At 54.1% G+C, this 20,384-nt stretch carries 19 protein-coding genes; 11 read left to right on the forward strand and 8 right to left on the reverse strand.

Going from position 1 to position 20,384, the window contains the following annotated elements; translation table 11 throughout:
* Positions 1-154 precede the first annotated feature (154 nt).
* From FE848_RS06440 to dinB, 3 genes are all read right to left on the reverse strand, one after another.
* Positions 155-484 carry a hypothetical protein gene (locus FE848_RS06440; RefSeq protein WP_200201936.1) on the reverse strand — a complete coding sequence of 110 codons (330 nt, stop codon included), beginning with the start codon at positions 482-484 and terminating at the stop codon, positions 155-157.
* A 244-nt stretch (positions 485-728) separates the two neighbouring features.
* On the reverse strand, positions 729-1,766 hold the full coding sequence (locus FE848_RS06445; protein ID WP_200201937.1) for an NADP(H)-dependent aldo-keto reductase: 1,038 nt from the start codon (positions 1,764-1,766) through the stop codon (positions 729-731).
* A gap of 397 nt (positions 1,767-2,163) precedes the next feature.
* Positions 2,164-3,228, reverse strand: a complete 1,065-nt coding sequence (gene dinB / locus FE848_RS06450) for a DNA polymerase IV (RefSeq protein ID WP_200201938.1) — start codon at positions 3,226-3,228, stop codon at positions 2,164-2,166.
* A gap of 114 nt (positions 3,229-3,342) precedes the next feature.
* On the opposite strand from dinB, the gene FE848_RS06455 reads away from it, so the two are divergent.
* The 5 genes from FE848_RS06455 to minE all read left to right on the forward strand — a co-directional run bounded on the left by FE848_RS06455 (position 3,343) and on the right by minE (position 5,901).
* Positions 3,343-3,621 carry a DUF1244 domain-containing protein gene (locus FE848_RS06455; protein ID WP_200201939.1) on the forward strand — a complete coding sequence of 93 codons (279 nt, stop codon included), beginning with the start codon at positions 3,343-3,345 and terminating at the stop codon, positions 3,619-3,621.
* Entirely contained in the window at positions 3,621-4,007 is a 387-nt protein-coding gene (locus tag FE848_RS06460; protein ID WP_200201940.1) for a HopJ type III effector protein, read from the forward strand. Before FE848_RS06455 ends, FE848_RS06460 begins: the two co-directional genes overlap by 1 nt.
* Positions 4,004-4,753 carry a septum site-determining protein MinC gene (gene minC / locus FE848_RS06465; protein WP_200201941.1) on the forward strand — a complete coding sequence of 250 codons (750 nt, stop codon included), beginning with the start codon at positions 4,004-4,006 and terminating at the stop codon, positions 4,751-4,753. Before FE848_RS06460 ends, minC begins: the two co-directional genes overlap by 4 nt.
* A gap of 80 nt (positions 4,754-4,833) precedes the next feature.
* Entirely contained in the window at positions 4,834-5,646 is an 813-nt protein-coding gene (minD, locus tag FE848_RS06470) for a septum site-determining protein MinD (protein WP_200201942.1), read from the forward strand.
* 3 nt (positions 5,647-5,649) lie between these two features.
* Positions 5,650-5,901 (forward strand): cell division topological specificity factor MinE, encoded by a 252-nt coding sequence (gene minE / locus FE848_RS06475; protein ID WP_200201943.1) that lies wholly within the window; start codon positions 5,650-5,652, stop codon positions 5,899-5,901.
* Positions 5,902-5,967: 66 nt separating this feature from the next.
* Here the strand turns inward: minE and FE848_RS06480 are convergent, their stop codons facing one another.
* Positions 5,968-6,975 (reverse strand): DUF2804 domain-containing protein, encoded by a 1,008-nt coding sequence (locus FE848_RS06480; protein WP_200201944.1) that lies wholly within the window; start codon positions 6,973-6,975, stop codon positions 5,968-5,970.
* Between the two features lie 136 nt (positions 6,976-7,111).
* Between FE848_RS06480 and FE848_RS06485 the strand changes: the two genes are divergently transcribed.
* From FE848_RS06485 to FE848_RS06510, 6 genes are all read left to right on the forward strand, one after another.
* Positions 7,112-7,852: an START domain-containing protein gene (locus FE848_RS06485; protein WP_200201945.1), complete on the forward strand. Its 741-nt coding sequence runs from the start codon at positions 7,112-7,114 to the stop codon at positions 7,850-7,852.
* 68 nt (positions 7,853-7,920) lie between these two features.
* Positions 7,921-8,412, forward strand: coding sequence for an HPP family protein (locus FE848_RS06490; protein ID WP_200201946.1), 492 nt, complete (start codon positions 7,921-7,923; stop codon positions 8,410-8,412).
* Between the two features lie 66 nt (positions 8,413-8,478).
* A complete protein-coding gene (locus tag FE848_RS06495) occupies positions 8,479-9,834 on the forward strand; it encodes a PhoH family protein (RefSeq protein WP_200202115.1) in 1,356 nt (451 codons plus the stop codon).
* A 175-nt stretch (positions 9,835-10,009) separates the two neighbouring features.
* A complete protein-coding gene (locus tag FE848_RS06500; RefSeq protein WP_200201947.1) occupies positions 10,010-11,692 on the forward strand; it encodes a carbon starvation protein A in 1,683 nt (560 codons plus the stop codon).
* A gap of 60 nt (positions 11,693-11,752) precedes the next feature.
* Positions 11,753-12,031, forward strand: coding sequence for a cory-CC-star protein (locus FE848_RS06505; RefSeq protein ID WP_200201948.1), 279 nt, complete (start codon positions 11,753-11,755; stop codon positions 12,029-12,031).
* Between the two features lie 7 nt (positions 12,032-12,038).
* A complete protein-coding gene (locus FE848_RS06510) occupies positions 12,039-13,094 on the forward strand; it encodes an ArsA family ATPase (protein ID WP_200201949.1) in 1,056 nt (351 codons plus the stop codon).
* Here the strand turns inward: FE848_RS06510 and FE848_RS06515 are convergent.
* The 4 genes from FE848_RS06515 to FE848_RS06530 all read right to left on the reverse strand — a co-directional run bounded on the left by FE848_RS06515 (position 13,075) and on the right by FE848_RS06530 (position 20,361).
* Positions 13,075-14,769, reverse strand: coding sequence for a methyl-accepting chemotaxis protein (locus tag FE848_RS06515; RefSeq protein WP_200201950.1), 1,695 nt, complete (start codon positions 14,767-14,769; stop codon positions 13,075-13,077). The genes FE848_RS06510 and FE848_RS06515 overlap by 20 nt on opposite strands.
* A 164-nt stretch (positions 14,770-14,933) precedes the next feature.
* Positions 14,934-16,286: a sigma-54-dependent transcriptional regulator gene (locus tag FE848_RS06520; RefSeq protein WP_200201953.1), complete on the reverse strand. Its 1,353-nt coding sequence runs from the start codon at positions 16,284-16,286 to the stop codon at positions 14,934-14,936.
* Positions 16,283-18,097, reverse strand: coding sequence for an ATP-binding protein (locus tag FE848_RS06525; protein ID WP_200201955.1), 1,815 nt, complete (start codon positions 18,095-18,097; stop codon positions 16,283-16,285). Before FE848_RS06525 ends, FE848_RS06520 begins: the two co-directional genes overlap by 4 nt.
* 83 nt (positions 18,098-18,180) lie before the next feature.
* Positions 18,181-20,361, reverse strand: a complete 2,181-nt coding sequence (locus FE848_RS06530; RefSeq protein WP_200201960.1) for a TRAP transporter permease — start codon at positions 20,359-20,361, stop codon at positions 18,181-18,183.
* Positions 20,362-20,384 lie beyond the last annotated feature (23 nt).

Raw genomic sequence — 20,384 nt, forward strand, 5'->3', positions numbered from 1 at the left:
CATGAGACATGCAGGCAGACAATGCACCAGATCATTAATCTGGCGTTAAACCAATGTATTGCGAGAAAAAAGATATTACAAAGAAGGGTCGGATCAGGGGTGCGTGCAAGAGATATTAAGCAAAGGAGGTGATCAGGAATTGCAGACTACAGATTCAGAAATTCCATTTCAGATTCAGGCAGGCACCTTCATTAAGCAGCGCGATACCATGGTCAGCCTGAGCCGGCTGGGAGGCGTAGTGCTTGCCGTTATCGTTCGTGCGCACCAAAGAAAGGCTTAACAAACGAGAGCCTATTTCGGCAACAGCAACCGCATCGGCATCGTCTTCATCAAAATCGCGGGACATCCGCTGGGGTAACTCGTAGACATATTCTACTGTCATGCTTTCGCTAGTCGCCTCAAACGCGCGCTCCGACGCCTCAGCGCGAACCACAAACGCGGCGACGTTGAGAACAAGCAATGTGACAAATATGCGGATAATCATGATACTTACAGCGACCTTTTAAACGGATTAGAAGTTTACTCACCCCATTGACTAAAGTCTAACCCCTCAGCGGCAAAAAGATGTGAAATCGCGCGCAGTCACGCCTCTTTTTTGTCACGCTTCTGCACACATTTTGTCAATATATGATCACCTATATTTCAGAATGTAACGACTTCCACGCTCAAAGCTGCCAATTCCTTTTGGCGTCAGAAACTTAGGGGAAACTGGAAGTCTTTGACTCTTGCTAAGGGCAAGGGTAGGTAAATTCATGATGAATCGTTTCGAGAGCTTCCAACGTATCCTGGCTCAGGTTCACATTGCATGAGCCGAGGTTTTCCCGGAGCTGCTCCATGCTGGTCGCACCGATGATGTTACTGGTCACAAAACTGCGACTGTTTACATAGGCCAGTGCCATCTGGGCCGGAGACAAACCTATATGTCTCGCGAGTTCTGCATAGGCTCGAGTCGCATCTACCCCTCTTTCACTGGTATAGCGGCTGAACCGCTCATACAGGGTGAGTCGAGCCTTTTCCGGCCACTTACCACCCATATACTTACCAGACAGCATGCCGAAGGCCAGCGGCGAATAGGCCAGCAAGCCCGTTTGTTCCCGATGGGCTATTTCGGCCAGTCCCACCTCAAAAGAGCGGTTCAGCAGATTGTAAGGGTTCTGGATACTGGCAATTCGCGGCAAACCTTTCTCTCCAGCCAGGCGGAGATATTCCATGGCACCCCATGGTGTTTCGTTGGAAATTCCGATGTGTCGGACCTTTCCCGCCTTGACTAACTCGTTGAGCGCTTCGAGGGTCTCTTCAATTGGCGTGGACTTTTCCTTCGGGTCAGGCTGATAGCCGAGTTTGCCGAAAAAATTGGTGCTGCGATCCGGCCAGTGCACCTGGTACAGATCAATATAGTCTGTCTGCAGGCGCTTCAAGCTTGCCTCACAGGCCTCAACAATGTGATCTCGGGTAAGGCGGGGGCCATTTCGCAGGTAACTGAGCCCATTACCGGGCCCGGCCACTTTAGAGGCGATCACCAGATCGTCCCGGCGACCACGCTGCGCCAGCCAGTTGCCCAGATAAGTCTCCGTCAGGCCCTGGGTCTCTGCCCGAGGCGGCACCGGGTACATCTCTGCGGCATCAATAAAATTCACACCTTCAGAGGTGGCATAGTCCAGCTGCTCAAAAGCTTCCTGCTCCGTGTTCTGCTCACCCCAGGTCATGGTGCCAAGGCATATAAGGCTGACATCAATGTCCGTACGGCCTAGCTTTCGGGTTTGCATTGCGTCTCCGATTCAGGTTGTTGGGTGCGTCAAAAGAATGTCACAAGAGTGTCGCGGGCTTGTCGCCTGCAATCTCCATGGTTGAGACATAGTAATAAAAACCAGGGGGAACGTCATGATGAAAACCGCTCAGGCACGCCGGGGTGCACGCAAACTTAAAGGCTCGCCCCCTGTGTCAGAAAGCAGCAAGGCATTCCGCTTATTTGAACTCGCAGGTCAGCGTGAATACGCCCTCTGCCAGCACATAAACAAAATTGCTGAGTTTTGGCCAGAAATGCGCTATTGCCAACTGGGAAGCCGGCTAGGTGATGGGTGGTTTTGGTACGCACTGATCTTGGCTACCCCCTTACTGGAGCGTGTTACTGGCCCGGGCCTGGCACTACTGCCCAGGCTAAACTCAATCAAACAATCTCAGCTGGGTGACCGGTGCATCATCATTGCGAAATCGCACTCCAAGCCCCAGCAGGCGAACCGGCCGCTCGCGATTTGAAACCAGCTCTGTAAGTAGTGGCAGGTAGTCCTCAAACTCTGGCTCTTTAATATTCTCCCGCACGCGCTCCAGGGTGTGGGTAGAAAAATCGCTATAGCGTATTTTTATAAACAGCTTATGTATCGGCTTGTCCCGGCCCTTACGGGCAAGGCGGAGATTAAGGTCAGCAGTCAGTGACGCCAGCACAGTTTCACAAGCCGTCACATCTGGCAAATCCTGAGAAAACGTACGTTCCACGCTCACAGATTTGGCAATTCTGGAAACCACCACTGGCCGCTCATCCCGGCCATGGGCCATTTCATGCAAACGATAGCCCTGCTTACCAAAACGCTCGATCAATACATCAACGCCCAACGCCTGCAAATCGCCACATGTCTTTACGCCCAGCGCATGCAGTTTAGCCGCCGTTACCTGCCCCACGCCAAACAGTTTCTCAACCTTAAGTTCGCGGACAAACCCGTCTACCTCATCAGGCTTCACCACAAACAACCCATCAGGCTTTTGCCAATCACTGGCAATTTTGGCAAGAAATTTATTGGGAGCGACCCCGGCAGAAATAGTAATGCCCACTTCCTTTTCCACCCGTTCCCGCAGATAGCGGGCCATCAGTGTGGCGCTGCCCTTGTGATCGGTAACATCAGACACATCCAGAAAAGCCTCATCCAGAGATAAAGGCTCAACCATATCGGTCAGCTCCCGCAGAATACCCATCACCTTCTGTGACGCCGCTCGATAACGGGCCATATCAGGAGGCACAGTAACCAGCCCCGGGCATAGCCGGCGGGCTTCACCACCCGGCATGGCCGAGCGCACACCGAAAGCCCGGGCTTTATAATTACAGGTAGTTACTACACCACGACCGCCTTCGCCGCCTACCGCCAGCGGCACTTCACGCAGTGTTGGGTCATCACGCATTTCAACTGCAGCATAAAAGCAGTCACAATCCACGTGGATGATCTTGCGTTGAGGCATAATCATTGGGCTCGCGTCAATTTTCTGTACATTTATACAGTCTTGTATCTTAAAGTAAGATGCTGAGAATGTCAGGAACCCCAAGCCAACCATCAAATCGCATATTGAGGCACCATGTCGAACTCTATTCCAGACTCCAAGCGTACTGAAATTGAAGCTGCAGCTTTTCGCCGCCTGGTTAAACACCTGGGAGACAATCCCGAGGTTCAGAACATTGATCTCATGAATCTGGCCGGGTTCTGCCGCAACTGTCTTTCCAAATGGTATCGGGCAGAAGCCAGTGAACGCGGTTTTGAGATATCAGACCCGGCTGCCAGGGAAGAGATTTACGGCATGCCGTACGAAGAGTGGAAAGCCCTGCATCAAACAGGTCCCAAACAGGATCACAAGTAATGAATGTAAATGAGGCTGTACGCATTCATCTGGCTTCAATAGGTGGCGGGCATGCCGATTTTGATGACACCCTGGCCCTGATAGAGCGGCACTTCGACTACAGCCCGGCAGGCTTTCATAACGGCCCTTTATTTAACGCCGCAGGTGACAACTCAGGTTCATGCAGAGTATTTGGCCTGGGCCTATACTGCACCCTCAATGAAGCAGACACGCTAAAACTGTTTGCTCAACATTATCAGCAGGTGCTAGACGACCCCGCTGGAGAAAGCCACAGCAACATTCGCCAATTCATGGGCACCGGCTGGTCTGGCATTCGCTTTGAAGATGCACCCCTGCGCCTGCGCCGCCCTGCCGAGCCATCCATCAAGGAAGACACCCGTTCATGAGCAACACCACCACATCAGGGGTACAGCAGGTATTCCAGCTGAAAAGCGCCAGCGTTTCCATGACTGCACTGGAGCTGTATTACTTCGACAACGACGAATTTGAAGAGATGCTGAGGAACAAAATCAGCCAGGCTCCCGGGTTCTTTCGGGATATCCCTCTTATCATCAGTCTGGAGAAATACGAAGGCCTCGACAGCGAGCTGGATTTCTTCAAGATAATTGGTGCCTGCCGCCGCAACAGCATTCATGTTATCGGCGTTCGTGGCGGGAATGACGATCAACGCCGCTTGGCGCGCGGAGCCTCTCTGGCCCTGATGCCCGGAGGCGGGCAAAGAGACAGGGATCACCAAGCCACAGCCCAAGCGGCTGATTCTCCTGCAGCGCCCGCGCCGCAGACAATAAAAGAAGCCGCTCCCACAAAAATCATCAACCAGCCAGTGCGTTCCGGCCAACAGGTTCACGCTCCCGATGGCGATCTGGTTATTCTGGCGCCGGTTCAGGCCGGCGCAGAAGTGCTGGCTGCGGGTAGCATTCATGTCTACGGCCCACTGCGCGGCCGGGCGCTCGCAGGCATTCATGGCTCGGAGTCCGCAAGAATTTTCTGCCAATCCCTTGAGGCAGAGCTTGTGTCCATCGCCGGACACTATAAAATCTCCGAAGATCTTCAGGACAACGGCTGGAAAAACGCTGTGCAAATTCAGCTCAGGGACGACTTGCTGGTGGTAGCACCACTGGACAAGGCCTGATACTGGAATCGAACAGAATAATTTGACCGGGCTATACAACCGGCTGACACGACGAATCCACGAGATACAGGAAACAAACCTTGGCTAGAATTATTGTCGTAACTTCAGGAAAGGGCGGCGTTGGTAAGACCACCACCAGCGCCTCCATAAGCACCGGTCTTGCCAAACGCGGCCACAAAACCGTGGTGGTGGATTTTGATGTGGGCCTGCGCAACCTCGATCTGATCATGAACTGCGAACGCCGCGTGGTGTATGACTTTGTAAACGTTATACAAGGCGATGCAACGCTCAATCAGGCGCTAATCCGTGACAAACGGGTTGATACCCTCTACATACTCCCGACCTCACAAACCCGGGAAAAAGAAGCTCTCACCAAAGAGGGTGTTGAAAAGGTCATTAACGAACTCGCCGAAACCTTCGACTACATTATCTGCGACTCCCCGGCCGGCATTGAGCACGGGGCTCAGATGGCGTTGTACTATGCGGATGAGGCCATTGTTGTTACCAACCCGGAAGTATCATCAGTTCGGGACTCCGACCGCATTCTTGGCATTCTGCAAAGCAAATCCCGCCGTGCAGAAATGGGTGAAGAGCCGGTTAAGGAGCACCTGCTCCTGACTCGTTACAACCCGGAGCGGGTCGAACGGGGCGAAATGCTATCCGTGGCAGATGTTGAAGAAATTCTCGCCATCCCTTTGCTGGGTGTTATCCCGGAAAGCCAGGTTGTTCTCAACTCCTCCAACCAGGGGTTGCCGGTTATCCTCGAAACTGAGAGCGATGCTGGCCAGGCATATGATGACGCCGTTGCACGCCTTCTGGGTGAGGAGCGCGAACACCGCTTCATGACCAGCCAGAAAAAAGGTTTCTTTTCACGGATGTTCAAGGGGGGCTAACGGATGAGTTTCCTCGACTATTTCAGAGGCAAGAAATCAAGCTCCGCCAATGTGGCAAAAGAGCGTTTGCAGATTATTGTGGCTCACGAGCGTGGGCAGCGCGATCAGCCCGACTACCTGCCGCAAATGCAGCAGGAAATACTGGCGGTTATTCGCAAATATGTCCAGATCAGCGATGACATGGTTCAGGTAGAAGTAGACCGGCATGGTAGCTGCTCCGTTCTGGAGCTGAATGTCACCCTGCCTGAACGCTGAGCCCCTCAGCGCCCGGTGATACAAACGAACGTTGGCCCGCGCCCTGCAGGCCAACGCTCGCTGCCCTTACCACCGAGCAAAATGGTCCTCCATGAACCCTTGCAAACCCTGAACCTCAACCCTGCTGTCACCCTCATCAATAAGGCTTCCATTGAAGGTGCCTACATACTGCCGGAAATTGGAGGCCAGGAGCCCTGCATTCAGCTTTTCCTTTCGAGCCGTGGCCGGCACAAAATGCAGATCTACCCGGCCATCTACCGTGCTTACATGCCAATCATTCCCGGGACTGTAGCGATCGAAGCTAAACCGGGCTGCCCCAAGAGTCTGGCACTGCCCATCCAGCCACAGAGCGTTCTCTGTCATACCGGTTTCATTAACGCCCGCTGCCAGGTTAAGCCCGATTGAGCGACCATCGGGCAATTGTCCAGACAGACTCGCCCAATTCCAGGCCGTTTCACGGCGCATAAAGCCGCAACTCCAGTCAACAGCACCACGAGTGCTGTCATCACACCGCCAGATTTGATGCCCCCAGCGAATCTCGCCATCAACCGGCAAACCCGCCGATTTCCGGGTGAACACCCAACCATTGTAGCCAGCAGGGCACACTAGCCGCAGAGGATCATTATCCTCTTTCAGCGTCAACTCCACGCGAATGCCACCAGGAGCCGACACGGAGATTGCCCTGCCGCCGGCGAAAGGCAGAATGCGCATGGAAACCTTCCCTTTTCTGAACGAGGCTTGGCCATGCTCCGGGTAAGGTTCAATTCGAGTTCCCACTGCCAGAGGGTTCATAAAGCTGTGCTCAAGCATCTGCCCGGATGCAAAATCATAGAGATAGAAAAAGCCGCTTCCCATCAGCTTCAAATCCACCAGAGCCATACCAAACACCCACCCGGGACCGGTGACACTCACAAACTGGAACTGGTTAAACCGCCAGCGCCGGGCGAACCCGGAGCGAGGTTTATCCATTACCGTGCGCAGGTCGTAATCCAGATAGTTTATTTCTTCGACTGGCTGGCTCAGTATGCCGGGTGCAAAGCGCCCCTTGGCATCAATCAGTTTCTTTGTCGTCATAATTGTCGTCAGATCAGGCCAATTTATCGAACTGCTTCACCGGGCAGTAACCTGGTTCACAATCCCCTGCTTCGGGCCCATACTGCCCGCCACCTCGTGATAGACTCTGCCCAATTTTTTCAAGGAAGTGTAGCTTATGAACAAGACCGAAGCCCACGGCTTTAAAGACTGGGCCTCAGTCATCAGCGGTGCAATCTTTGCCCTGCTGGTTTCTGCAATGGCGACCACTACTGTTAGCGCGGCGCTACCGGGAGAAGACAGCGACGTATGGAGCTTGCGCAAGGAATCCGGCGATATCCACATCTACACCATGCGCCAGAGCGATTCCAGCTTTCAGGCATTCAAAGCCGAAGCCCTGATTGATGCCCCGATCGAATCCATTATGGCCGTGATGCAGAACCCCGCATCCTGCATGGAGTGGTTGCTTAACTGCACGGAATCCTATGCTGTGGGCAAAGGTAACTTTCATGAGCGTTACGTCTACTCAGTAAACGACCTGCCTTGGCCGGTAACCGATCGTGACTATGTCCTTAGCGTTCACACACAGGGGAGCAAAGCTTCTGGTGAGATCGTTATGCAAATGAGCGCTGTGCCAGAGATGCGTGCAGAGGTTAGTAATCGCGTAAGGGTTGATCTATCCAACACCCGGTACCGGTTGATTCCCGAGAACGGTAAAACCCGAATGATCTGGCTGCAACATACTGATCCAAAGGGCGCCCTGCCTGGTTGGCTGGTTAACACCCTCCTCGTTGATATACCGGTAAGTTCCCTGGAAGAGCTAGAGCGGGTAGCAAGCAAAGAGCGCTATCAGGGCTTTAGCCTGATCTATGACGAAAGCGGCCAACTGGTTGATGTAAGGCAAACCAGCGGCAACTGAAAAGGTGACGGGCTGGGCGCGAAACGCTAAGCTCTGGTGAAAGGACTTCACAAAGCAGAGATCACTCAATGACAGTGCTCGCACACGAAATAATGACGCCTAGCATCAAGGCGGTGCCACAATCCTGGACAATGGATCGCCTGGCCAGATTCCTGACCGACAATGAAATCACGGGCAGCCCTGTTACGGATGAATCCGGTGAAATTATTGGCATCGCCACCTTAAAGGACATTGCGGAGTTTCGCTGGAACGCCAAGCGGTCTGAGTCCAGTGATGAACTCACCGCTGAAGAACATCAGGAAGCCCGCCGCCTGCGCATGGTGCTTTTTGAGGAGATGGGCAAAGTGCCGGTAGAAGTGCGGGATATCATGACCCCCATTGTATTATCGGTTGATGAAACAACACCGGTGCGCGACATAGCCAATATTATGATGAAAGAGCATCTACACCGGATTTTTGTCACCAAAGACGCCAGGATAACCGGCATCGTAACCACTTATGATATGCTGAAAATCGTCTCGAATGAGGAGCTTACGCAACGCTGTGCCAGTAACAGCTGAACCACCACAGAGGTAGCGCCCCCTATGCCCAGAACACCGGAAAGTGCACCGCAAGCCCGAAGAACCATGTACGTCCTCGACACCAACGTCCTGATCCACGATCCCAACGCCCTCCTCAATTTTGAAGAACACGATGTCATCATCCCGATGACCGTTCTTGAAGAACTCGACGGCCTTAAATCCGGCAAACAAAGTGTCGCTGCCGACTGTCGCCAGGCAATCCGCACCATTGACCGCCTGCTTGGGGATGCCAGCCCGAAAGAGATAGAAAAAGGTGTGCCCATTGTAAGAGCCAAAATGGCTAAACCCTTGGGCACCCTCTCCATACTGATGAGCACCGAGCATGCCAGTGGCCACTCATTACCCGAGCACCTGAACGACAACAAGATTATCAACACCCTTGCCGCGCTTCAGCAACGGCACAAGTCCCGGGATATCATTCTCGTCAGCAAAGACATCAACATGCGGTTGAAGGCCCGTGGCTTTGGTGTTGAAGCCCAGGACTACCAGAATGACCAGTTGGTTGATGACATCGACCTGCTCCCAAAGGGCTACATGGAGTTTCCGAACTCATTCTGGGACACCATTGCCAAAGTAGAAACCTTGCAGCGAGACGGGCTAACCGAACACATCCTCAAGCGGGAAGGTGAGCTGGCCAAACTGAACATCAACGAGTTCGTTCTTGATGAGCAGGGGTTTATAGGCCGGGTGGTCAACATTACCGACACCCAGGTGGTGATCCGGGATCTGCACCAGCACGACTTGATGAACGAAGAAGTCTGGGGCCTGGTGCCACGGGATATTTATCAGGCCATGGCGCTGCACCTGCTGCTCGATCCTGATATCCACCTGGTGAACCTCACCGGTTCAGCCGGCTCCGGTAAAACCATTCTTGCGCTGGCCGCCTGCATCGAAATGACGGTGGCCAGCAAGCTTTATAAACGGATTATTGCCACCCGCTCAACACAAGGCCTGGATGAAGACATTGGCTTCCTGCCCGGTACCGAAGCGGAAAAAATGGAGCCCTGGCTGGGCGCCATTGTGGACAACCTGGAAGCGCTGCACGAAGACGATGAGAACATGACCGCCAGTGTGGACTACATTCTCAGCAAGGTTCCTCTGCACTTCAAATCCATGAACTACATTCGTGGCCGCAGTTTCCAGCACAGCCTGATCATTATTGATGAGTCCCAGAACCTGACTCCGCATCAGATCAAGACCATCATTACCCGTGCAGGTAATGGCTCCAAAGTGATCTGCCTGGGCAACCTGGCACAGATTGACACACCATACCTGAGCGCTTTGAGCTCCGGCCTGACCTACATGACCGAACGCTTCAAAACCTTCAGCCACGGTGGGCACATTCACTTGCAAGGAGTGCCACGCTCACTGCTGGCAGAATTTGCAGAAGCCAACCTGTAAGCGCCTCCCTACCTACACCTTTAGTCCAAGATCTGTGCCGGAATGGCCTCGTTTCGGCACAGATTAGATACACTGCCCCTCACGCCATCCAGGATGTACTCAAACTGCATCCATCCGCGATGGTCTATACTTCGAAACACACCGCTACTCAAACAAATTAGGCAGGTAGGCATCGATGAGCTCTATTATATTGATGGTACTCGGGCTTGGGGGCATGGCACTGGGATTTTTCGTTTACTCGAAATTTCTCGCACACGTTGTTTTCAAACTGAGCGACAGCTTTAAAACCCCGGCTGAAGAATTTGAAGACGGCATCGACTTTGTCCCCACCAATAAATTTGTTCTCTGGGGCCACCACTTCACATCCGTAGCAGGCGCTGCACCCATTGTTGGGCCAGCAATTGCCGTTATCTGGGGCTGGCTGCCCGCCTTTTTGTGGGTCACCCTGGGCACCATCTTCTTCGCAGGCGTTCACGATTTTGGCGCCATCTGGGCCAGTGTACGAAACAAGGCCAAGTCAGTAGGCACCCTCACTGGCGAAGTGGTTGGCGGCCGTGCCAGGGCCATCTTCTCCATTGTGATTTTCCTGGTTCTGCTGATGGTGAACGCGGTATTTGGCGTTGTTATCGCCAAACTGCTGATCAACAACCCTGGCGCAGTCGTTCCTGTTTGGGGCGCCATAGCCGTGGCTCTGGTGATTGGCCAGGCCATCTACCGGGCAAAAATGAGCCTGCCACTGGTTTCAATTGTTGGCGTGATTGCGCTGTATTTCCTGATTTACATTGGCCCTTCCATGCCGGTGTCACTCCCCGACTCCGTTGCCGGGCTGTCACCCAGTGCAGCCTGGATCATTATCCTGTTTGTGTATGCAGCCATCGCATCGCTGTTGCCTGTGTGGGTACTGCTCCAGCCCCGGGATTACATTAACGGCCTGCAGTTGTTCGTAGGGCTGGCTGCACTCTACGCCGCCGTACTGATCGCAAACCCCACTGTGGTCGCGCCCATGATCAACGTTGATGTACCGGCAGGCACACCCTCAATGATTCCGCTACTGTTCGTAACCATTGCCTGTGGTGCTATTTCCGGCTTTCACGGCCTGGTTGCCTCCGGCACCACATCCAAACAACTGGCCAAGGAATCCGACGCCCGTTTTGTGGGCTACTTTGGTGCAACCGGTGAAGGCGCACTGGCGTTGGCCGCCATTATTGCCGCCACAGCCGGCTTTGCTTCCCTCGCGGACTGGCAGGCCATGTATCACTCCTTTGGCCAAGGCGGCGTGCTGGCATTTGTAAACGGCGGTGCAACCATCCTGAGCGCCGGTACCGGCCTCGACATGGCTGTTGCTGCCACCATGCTGACCGTTATGGCTGCCCTCTTTGCAGGCACCACCATGGATACCGGCCTGCGCTTGCAGCGCTATATTTTCCAGGAGTGGGGTGAGATCTATAACATCAAGTGGATGGCCAAGCCATTACCGGCCACACTGCTGTCTGTGGGTACTTGCCTGGCTTTGGCTTTCGGCGCGGGTGGCGCGGATGGCTCCGGCGGACTACTCATATGGCCGCTATTTGGCACCACCAACCAGCTTCTGGCAGGCCTGACCCTTCTGGTTGTCACCGTTATGCTGGTGCGCAAAGGTTCGCCCACGTTCTACACCCTGGCACCATTGGTGTTTGTACTCGCCATGTCGCTCTTTGCCTTGCTGATTCAGCTCAAAGGCTTCTACGACAAGGCAGACTGGTTCCTGTTCACCATGGACCTGGTGGTTCTTGTGGCTGCCATTTTTGTCACCCTGGAGTGCATTGCCGCCCTGAAGCGGGCCAAGGCAGAAATGCGCCTGTCATCGGCAGGCGACTGAGCACTGCGTGAATAGCTGGCCAGGCCTGGCCTGGCCAGTTTCATATCCCGGGAGTCGTTGATGAAAAAGACACTGTCCCGTTTGAAATATCTTTACCAAAAAGCCAGTCAAGCTGGCGCCGAGTACTACAACGCACCCTACAGAGCGGCCATTGCCCGCGCCCGGCGGGACGAAGACGACCTCTTCATGCTACTGGTGTTCAGTGAAATGATGGGCATCCCCAATCCCGCAGGCTGGTACTGCATGGAGCTGCAACCACTCATGCTCGAGCGGTTCCACGACTGGCATACCCGTATGGGCATGGAGCGCTCACCGCTCGACAACTTCCGCTGCTGTTGAGGAAAAAATGCCGCAAGCTCACAACCTGAATATTCTGGAACTTATTACCAGCCGCAAACTTATCATGGTGGGTGGCAAAGGCGGGGTAGGCAAAACCACCACGGCCTCCGCTATTGCAGTTGCTGCGGCTAATCAGGGGCGTCGGGTATTATTGATCTCCACAGACCCGGCCCACAGCCTTGCAGATGCTTTTGACCGGGCCATTGGAGGCCAGGTAACGCGCATGGCGCCCAACCTGGATGCCCTGGAACTGGACCCGGATACAGAAGCTGAAGCTTACATGGACAGGGTTATGCAGCAGATGCGGCGGTTTGCCGGCCCGGACCAGATCAATGAACTGCAGCGACAACTGAGGCTGGGGGCACAATCCCCGGGCGCCCAGGAAGCGGCCATACTGGAGCGCATGGCCACGCTGATAGAAGACAGCGAAAACAACTACGATCTGTTGATCTTCGACACAGCACCCACGGGCCATACCTTGCGGCTGCTGACCCTGCCGGAAATCATGGCTGCCTGGACCGACGGACTACTGAAGCACAACAAACGATCTGAAAAACTGGGCAAGGCGCTGGCGCACCTCACACCAGGGCGCAGTGTCGACAACCCGCTGAAAAGCCCGGAGGAAAACCCGGTTGAAGGCATGGACCAGCGAGGCCAGGAATTAACCGAAACCTTGCTACGCCGCCAGCGGCTGTTTCAACGCACTCGCCGCCGCCTTAACGATACCAACCACACAGCATTCGTGTTCGTGATGACCCCGGAGAAGCTACCTATTCTTGAAACTGGCAGAGCCATAGAGGCACTAGCCAGTGCCAACATCCCGGTTGCCGGGGTGATCGTGAACCGCATCATGCCGGATACCGCAAACAGTCCCTTTTGGCAGGCCCGTGTTGAACGCCAAAGCCGCCATCTGCAGGAAATCGACGATTTGCTGAAGAATCTGCCACAGAAGCGCCTGCCATTAATGGAAGACGATGTTAGTGGGCTTGAGGCGCTCACTCGCTTTGCCAGTCTTATGACCCCGGTTGTCGGCTCCTCATTACTTACACCCGGTAACGACTGACCTGTTCAGACATATCAGTGGCCAGAGCCTTTAGCCGCTGAGCAGCCATGCCTGCCCGATGCGTCCCCTGAGCGGTCTGCTCTGAGATTGCAACAATCTCATGAACATTCTGGTTAATGGTCTCGGAAACACTGGTCTGTTCTTCAGCGGCGCTGGCAATTTGGGTGTTCATATCATTAATAGTACTGACTGCCTGATTAATCTTTTGCAGAGCACCATTCACCTTGCGCGTCTCTGCAACCGTGGCCTCGCTTCGCTCACTGATCGAGCCGATCAGCTTCACTGCGTTGCCTGCACCGGATTGCAGCCGTTCAATGGTTTCCTGGATTTCCTGCGTACTCTTTTGAGTCCTGCTCGCTAGCGTCCGCACTTCATCTGCCACAACCGCGAATCCTCGACCCGCTTCCCCGGCCCGGGCAGCCTCGATAGCCGCATTCAGGGCAAGCAGGTTAGTCTGATCAGCGATCTCCCGGATCACCTCCAGAACCGAGTCGATCTGGCGGGAGTCTGAGCCGAGCTTCTCAATAACACTCACGCCCTGTTCAACCTGTTCAGACAAGCCGCCGATCACCTCAATGGTCTCATGCACCAAACCCTGCGCATCAGATACCTGAACATTGGCGCGATCTGCTGCATCAGAGGCCTCACTGGCATTATTCGCCACTTCCTGAGCTGCCGCGGTCATCTCATTCATGGCCGTTGCCACTTGGTCACTCTCGGATTTTTGGCGCTCCACACCTTGCTCAGCCTCATCCATTATTTCGCTCAACTCTGTAGAGGCCTCATTCAGGGTGCGGGTAGAAGTGAGAACCTGCTCAACCAAACCATGCACCTGGTCTGCAAAGCTATTGAATGCCGTCGCCAACTGCCCCAACTCATCCTTGCTGCCTGCATCCAATCTGCGGGTCAGATCTCCATCACCGCTGGCGATGTCGTTCATTGCAGATACTGCAGTTTTCAGCGGCCGGATAATACTGCGCACAACAATCAATGCCAGCAAAACGATAACCGCCAGCGCAATCACGGAGGTTGTTATTGAGCCGACAACCGCATTGCTCAATGCATTAGCAACATTGCTGTCCATTGTAGCCACCTGCGCCTCCAGACCATCTATCCAAAACCCCGTGCCAATCATGATATTCCACTCAGGTATCATTTCGGCGTAACCCAGTTTTGGGGCTACCTGCCCGGTGCTCTCGTTTTCCCACTCGTAGGGGACATAGCCTCCTCCGTTACGAGCCACCTGAACGAGCTCACGAATCAGAAATTTTCCGGTGGGGTCTTTAAAGCCCCATAGGTTCTTGCCTTCCAGGGCTGGCTTTACGCCATGCATGACACTTACACCGCTGGTGTCGTAGGCAAACATGTAGCCCGGGCTGCCGGAGTCATCAAACCTGAGCTGGCGCAGAATATTCCAGGCTTGCTCCTTAATTTCAGGGTCATTGGCAGAGCCAGGCTGCTTATAAAGGTGAGCTATCGAGGTGCGGGCAAGCTCAATATAGTTCTTAAGCTCTTGGCGCTTGCTTGCCTCCATATCCGCGGAAAAGCCCGCAACCGCTTCATCGCCTATGCCTTGGGCCTGTTTAAGATTGTAAGTCGTCAGGAATGCTGTGAGCACAATCACTGGTACAAGCGCCAATAAAAGCACCCGTGTCTGAATGGTCAGATTTTTCATAACTAATAAGTCTTGTGTCTGCTGGGAGGAATGGGCGGAAGACTCAACCCGTTATTAAAGGTGGCAGAATGCTACAGAATAACCATCAAAATTATCATTGAGGGTACTGCGTAGTTTGTATCCCCCATGTAAATATTCGTGCGCCTGCGTATCAGCCGCCGGGCTCAATCTTTAAACTGCGCCTTGTCCAGACCGTGCTTCTTCATTTTGTCGTAGAGGGTTTTGCGGGCTACTCCCAACTGCACCATGGTGTCTTTAATGCTCCCCTGACAAGCATTCAAGGCACTGGTCAGCACTGAATGCTCAAAGCTGTCCATCATTTCTGTCAGGGTACGTCGCCCGCTCACATCCGCCTTGGCCGCTGGTTCACTATCATCAAGTGCCGCCGGACCCAGCAGCACATACCGCTCGGCAAGGTTACGCAATTCACGGACATTTCCCGGCCAGCTGTGATGCATAAGCCGCGCAGCCTGGCTCGCATCCAGAGGAATACTCTCCCGGTCGTAACGGGCTGCGGCAATCAGAACAAAGTGATGAAACAGCATGGGAATATCTTCTTTGCGCTCCCGCAAGGGCGGAATATCCACCTTCACCACGTTCAACCGATAGTATAGGTCGGCACGAAAACTCCCTTCATCACTGAGCGCCTTCAGGTCCGCTTTGGTGGCGGCAATAATGCGCACATCCACCTCCTGCACCTGATTGCTGCCCAAGCGCTCCACCTTCTGTTCTTCAAGTACACGCAGCAGCTTGATCTGCAGTGGCATGGGCATACTTTCCACTTCATCCAGAAACAGAGTGCCCCGATGTGCGTGTTCGATCTTACCTATGCGGCGTTTGTCTGCGCCGGTAAAGGCGCCTGCCTCGTGCCCGAACAACTCGCTTTCAATGAGGTTTTCCGGCACGGCTCCGCAGTTGATCGCGACAAAGTTATGAGCGCCCCGCGGGCTGTTCTCGTGAATATAGCGAGCCAGGGCATCCTTACCGGAACCTGTCTCGCCAAACAGCAGGGTGTTGGCAGAAATATCGAGAATCGGCGTGATGGTATCCATCACTTTTTGCATGCTTGGCGTGTCACCAAGGATTCTGGGGCCTGGCCGGGCCAGATGGCGCAACTGGGCCTTGAGCCGACGGTTTTCCAGCGCAAGATTGCGTTTCTCCAGAGCGTGCCGAAGAAGCTCAATCAGTTCATCGTGATTGAAGGGCTTTTCTATAAAATCGTAGGCGCCTTGCTGCATGGCGGAAACTGCCGTGCTGATGTCACCCTGACCGGTCAGAATAATCACCGGAATGGCTTTATCCAGTGCCTGGACGGCGCTTAGCATCTCCAGCCCATCCATTCCCGGCATGTTGTAATCGCACAACACTACACCACTGTAATCCGGCGTAACGGCCTCAAGCCCTGCCTCGGCGCTTTCAAAACATTGCACAGGCAAGTCTTCCAGAGTCAGCGTTTGGGCAATTGATTTCCGTATGTGCGGATCATCATCAACAAAAATTACCGAGGGTTCTGTCATTCCGTTGCCTCCCGTTTTTGCAGTGTAAATTCAAACTCCGCTCCCGGCGCGTCGCTACGATTGCGCCCCGTAAGCCGGCCACCCAAAGCATCCGCAATTTGCCTTGATATTGACAATCCCAGCCCAAGCCCCTGTTTAACAGACTTGGTAGTAAAGAAGGGTTCAAAAATCTGTTCGGTATTTGCTGGCAGCCCGGTTCCGTTATCCCGCACAAGGCAGCGCCAGCACTCTCCCTGCTCCTCAACATCAATTGTAATAACTGGCTGCCCCTGGCTTTCAACAGCCTGAACCGCATTGGCGAGCAAGTTAACCATAACCTGCTCAATCCGGATCAGGTCGCCGTGACATAGCACAGGCTGCTCAGGGCGATTCCACCGGATATCAATACCCACACTGCTTTTCTGCGCCACGATAATCTTCAGGGAGGCATCCACAGACAAGCGAAAATCCACAATGGTTGGTGGCCCTTCAGATTTGCGGGCAAATACCTTGAACTGGCGGGTCAACTCGGCCATTTTGTCGCACAGAAGCACAATTTCACTAAGGTTCTCATCCACCATATCGGCGGCACCTTTTTCCAGAAACCGTCGGCTGTTTCTGGCATAAGTCTGGATTGCAGTAAGTGGCTGGCTCATTTCGTGATTAAGCCCAGCCGACATCTGGCCCAACACCGCCAGCTTGGCGGCCTGAATCAGCTCCTGCTGGGTTTCCCGTAATTCACTCTGGGTGCGCTCACGCTCTCGAATTTCGTCCATGAGTTTGCGATTGGATTGCTCCAGGTCGGCCGTTCGCTCGGCAACGCTAAGCTCCAACTGCTCCCCTCTCAGCGCCAATTCCGCCTCACGACGATAGCGCTCACGTAAATACAGCCATGCCAGCAGAACACCAAAATAGATAGCTATGCCACCCAGCACGAACCCGAGACGGGTCCATACTACCGAACGCGTACTGACCATTACCCGCAACGTCCAGTCCAGCCTCGGCAGCGGTGTTGTAACGCTCAGGTATTCATGGGCACGGCCATCTTCCCGAATGCGCAAGGTCTCGGATGCCCCGGACAAGCCGAAAGGCTTACCCAGATACTGCAGAGATACAGGCCTGAGATCCCGATCCGGGTAGCGTTGGCGAGATGCCTCACCAGGTGCTTGTTCAGCACTGCCAGTAAAGTCGCGATACAACCACTCCGGCTTACTGGCCAGGAAACTGACACCGGCTTCATCCAGCACCACCATTTCGGCCTCACGCACAGAAGCCGGCCTGTGCCATTGGGATTCCAGCTCATGTACCAAAACTTTCACGACCACCACACCCAGTAACTGGCCTTGCTCAGCACGCACCGGATGAGAAAAATACAGCCCCCGAACCCGAGAGGTGGAACCCAGTGCGAAATAGATGGCAGACCTGCCGGATGTTATAGCTTCATAGAAATAGGGGCGAAAACTGAAATTGCGACCAACAAAACTGCCGGCCTGCTGGTAGTTATTGGCAGCAATTGTCAGCCCGGTTGTGTCCATCAAGTACACATCCGAGCTGCCAACGATGGTCGCCATACGCTGCATTTCTTCATTGGCCTGATGAACAACGGCAGGATTGCCTGGTGCGCTCAGGGCTGCCGCAAGCAAAGGATGCTCGGCCATCAACTCCGGAATAGGCAGGTAGCGGTTAAGCTCATTACCCACAAGTTGACGGTAGCGGAACGACTCTTCCAGGCTATCCCGCTCAACCTGCTGGTAACCAGCCCAACCGCCCAACATCCAGGACACAGCAAGGGTGATCACAAATACAACAAATGCGCCTATCCGGTAGGACATATTCCGGCTCCCGCCACACCGTTAGAGGCCGCCAGAGTATCGCCCGCCCCCCTGAGGAACAAAGGCCGGGCGATGAGGCAAACTCAGGCAGCAGCGAGACGACCTTTGCGCTGGCGCTGCATCAAAAACGCCGCCGCCGCAAGGGCAACGCCCACCAGATCGGACACCAATCCCCCTTCAATCATCATCAGGGCGGCACCGATCAGCAATATACGGACGATCCAGGATGCAGTGACATTGCCGAACCAGCCCAGCACACCTCCAGAAAGCAGATACACACCAAAGAGTGCTGTAACCAGTGCCCGTGCAATATCGAACCAGCCTGCCTCCATCAACAGCGCGCCGTTGTAGAAGAACATGAAGGGCACGATAAATGCTGCAATACCAATTCTGAAAGAAGCCACAGAGGTTTCCATTGCATTGGCACCAGAGATACCTGCCGCCGCATAAGACGCCAATGCAACCGGCGGAGTAATGGCCGAAACCACCGCAAAGTAGAACACGAAGAAGTGCGCCGTCAGCGGCTCAATACCCAGCTGTACAAGGCCTGGCGCAACCACTGAGGCAGCGACTGCATAAGCCGCTGTTGTAGGCATTCCCATGCCCAGAAGAATGGAAATAAACATGGCAAAAATCAGCGCCAGCAACTGGCTTGCCTCCGCCACATCGAGCAGCAATACCGAAAAGCGTGCACCGACACCGGTCAGGGAAATAACACCCACAATAACGCCCGCTGCGGCACACACCACAATGATCTGTATGGCCATGTAGGAAGCGGTTTCCAGTGCGTGCAATATCTGCCGAATGCCCATTTTGTTAGGCGAGAACCAACTGACTACGGCCGCAGAAACCATCGCCAGAGTACCGGCACGAATGACAGAGTAGCCCATAAACAGGGCCACTATGAGAATAATAATGGGCAAGAACAGGTAGCACTGCTTCACCATGGTGCGCAGCTTTGGCAGCTCATCTTCCCGCATACCACGCATACCGGTTTTAGCGGCTTCAAAATCCACCATAAAGTACACAGAGGCGAAGTAGAGTATTGCGGGAATAATGGCGGCAATGGCGATTTCGGTATAAGGGATACCGGTAATCTCGGCCATGATGAAGGCACCTGCCCCCATAATCGGTGGCATGATCTGGCCACCGGTAGATGCAGCGGCTTCCACAGCGCCTGCCGATTTTTTGCTGTAACCCACCTTCTTCATCAACGGAATCGTCAGTGATCCTGTGGATACCACGTTACCTGCACTGGTACCGTTGATCATACCCATAAGGCCAGAGGCAAAAATAGACACCTTGGCAGGACCACCCCGCGAGCGCCCGGCGGCTGCAAACGCAAAGTTTACAAAGTAATCACCCACTTTGGACGACTGCAAAAACGCGGCAAAAATAATGAACAGAATAATGTAGGTAGACGACACAGCGGTGGTGGGCCCAAGAATACCGGCATCGGTATATACCTGGCTAAAGAAACGCTGAACAGACAGCCCTGGATAGCCCAAAAAGCCCGGCAGGTATGGCCCGGCAAACACATATACAAGAAACACCAGCCCGATAATCACCAGGGCCAGGCCGGCAACCCGGCGAGTCAGCTCCATAATCAACGCCGTGCCTGCCACAGCGGCAAAGGATATGCCCACCGGAGCAAAGGAGGTGCCCGTAGACATGCGCATGGAGCTGTTATAAGCCACAAGAAAGTATGCTGCGACAGCAATTGAACACACACACAGCACCAGATCCGGCAAACTAAAGCGCGAACGTTCACGCTGATGGAACCAACTCAGCACAATACCTACGCCCGTTACCGCCAATAAAGGCCAGCCAAAATGCCAGGTTTCCAGGTCAACGGGAATTCGCATGGCGCCGTTCTGAACCATCTGCCAGAACGAATAAGTCTGGTATAGCACGTAAAATGCAGGGACTAGCGCTACCGCGCTGATCCACGTTGTCCAACGGTGGCGCGCAGAGCCCTCTTCGGCTGAAACAAAACGGGCACCGGCGAACAAAACAAACCCGATAACAAGCGCACCGGCAATATGCACAATCCGGAACGACCAGGTTTCCAAAGGCGCAATATTCAGCGAATAGAGATGGAAAGAGGAATAGGCAATCGCGAGCAATGTCACAAACTTCAGCATGCCGCCTTCAAACAGCCTGCGATTTGCCTCTACAGGCTCCTTGTCCACATCATGGGCAAGCACGTGGTCTTCGCCCACCTCTATGTCAGAAAAGTCTTTGGGGTGTCGTTCAAGTGTCATCGGGTGTCCTGCCTGAAGGCAAA

Source organism: Marinobacter sp. 1-3A (genome assembly GCF_016597775.1).
Lineage (GTDB): Bacteria > Pseudomonadota > Gammaproteobacteria > Pseudomonadales > Oleiphilaceae > Marinobacter > Marinobacter xiaoshiensis.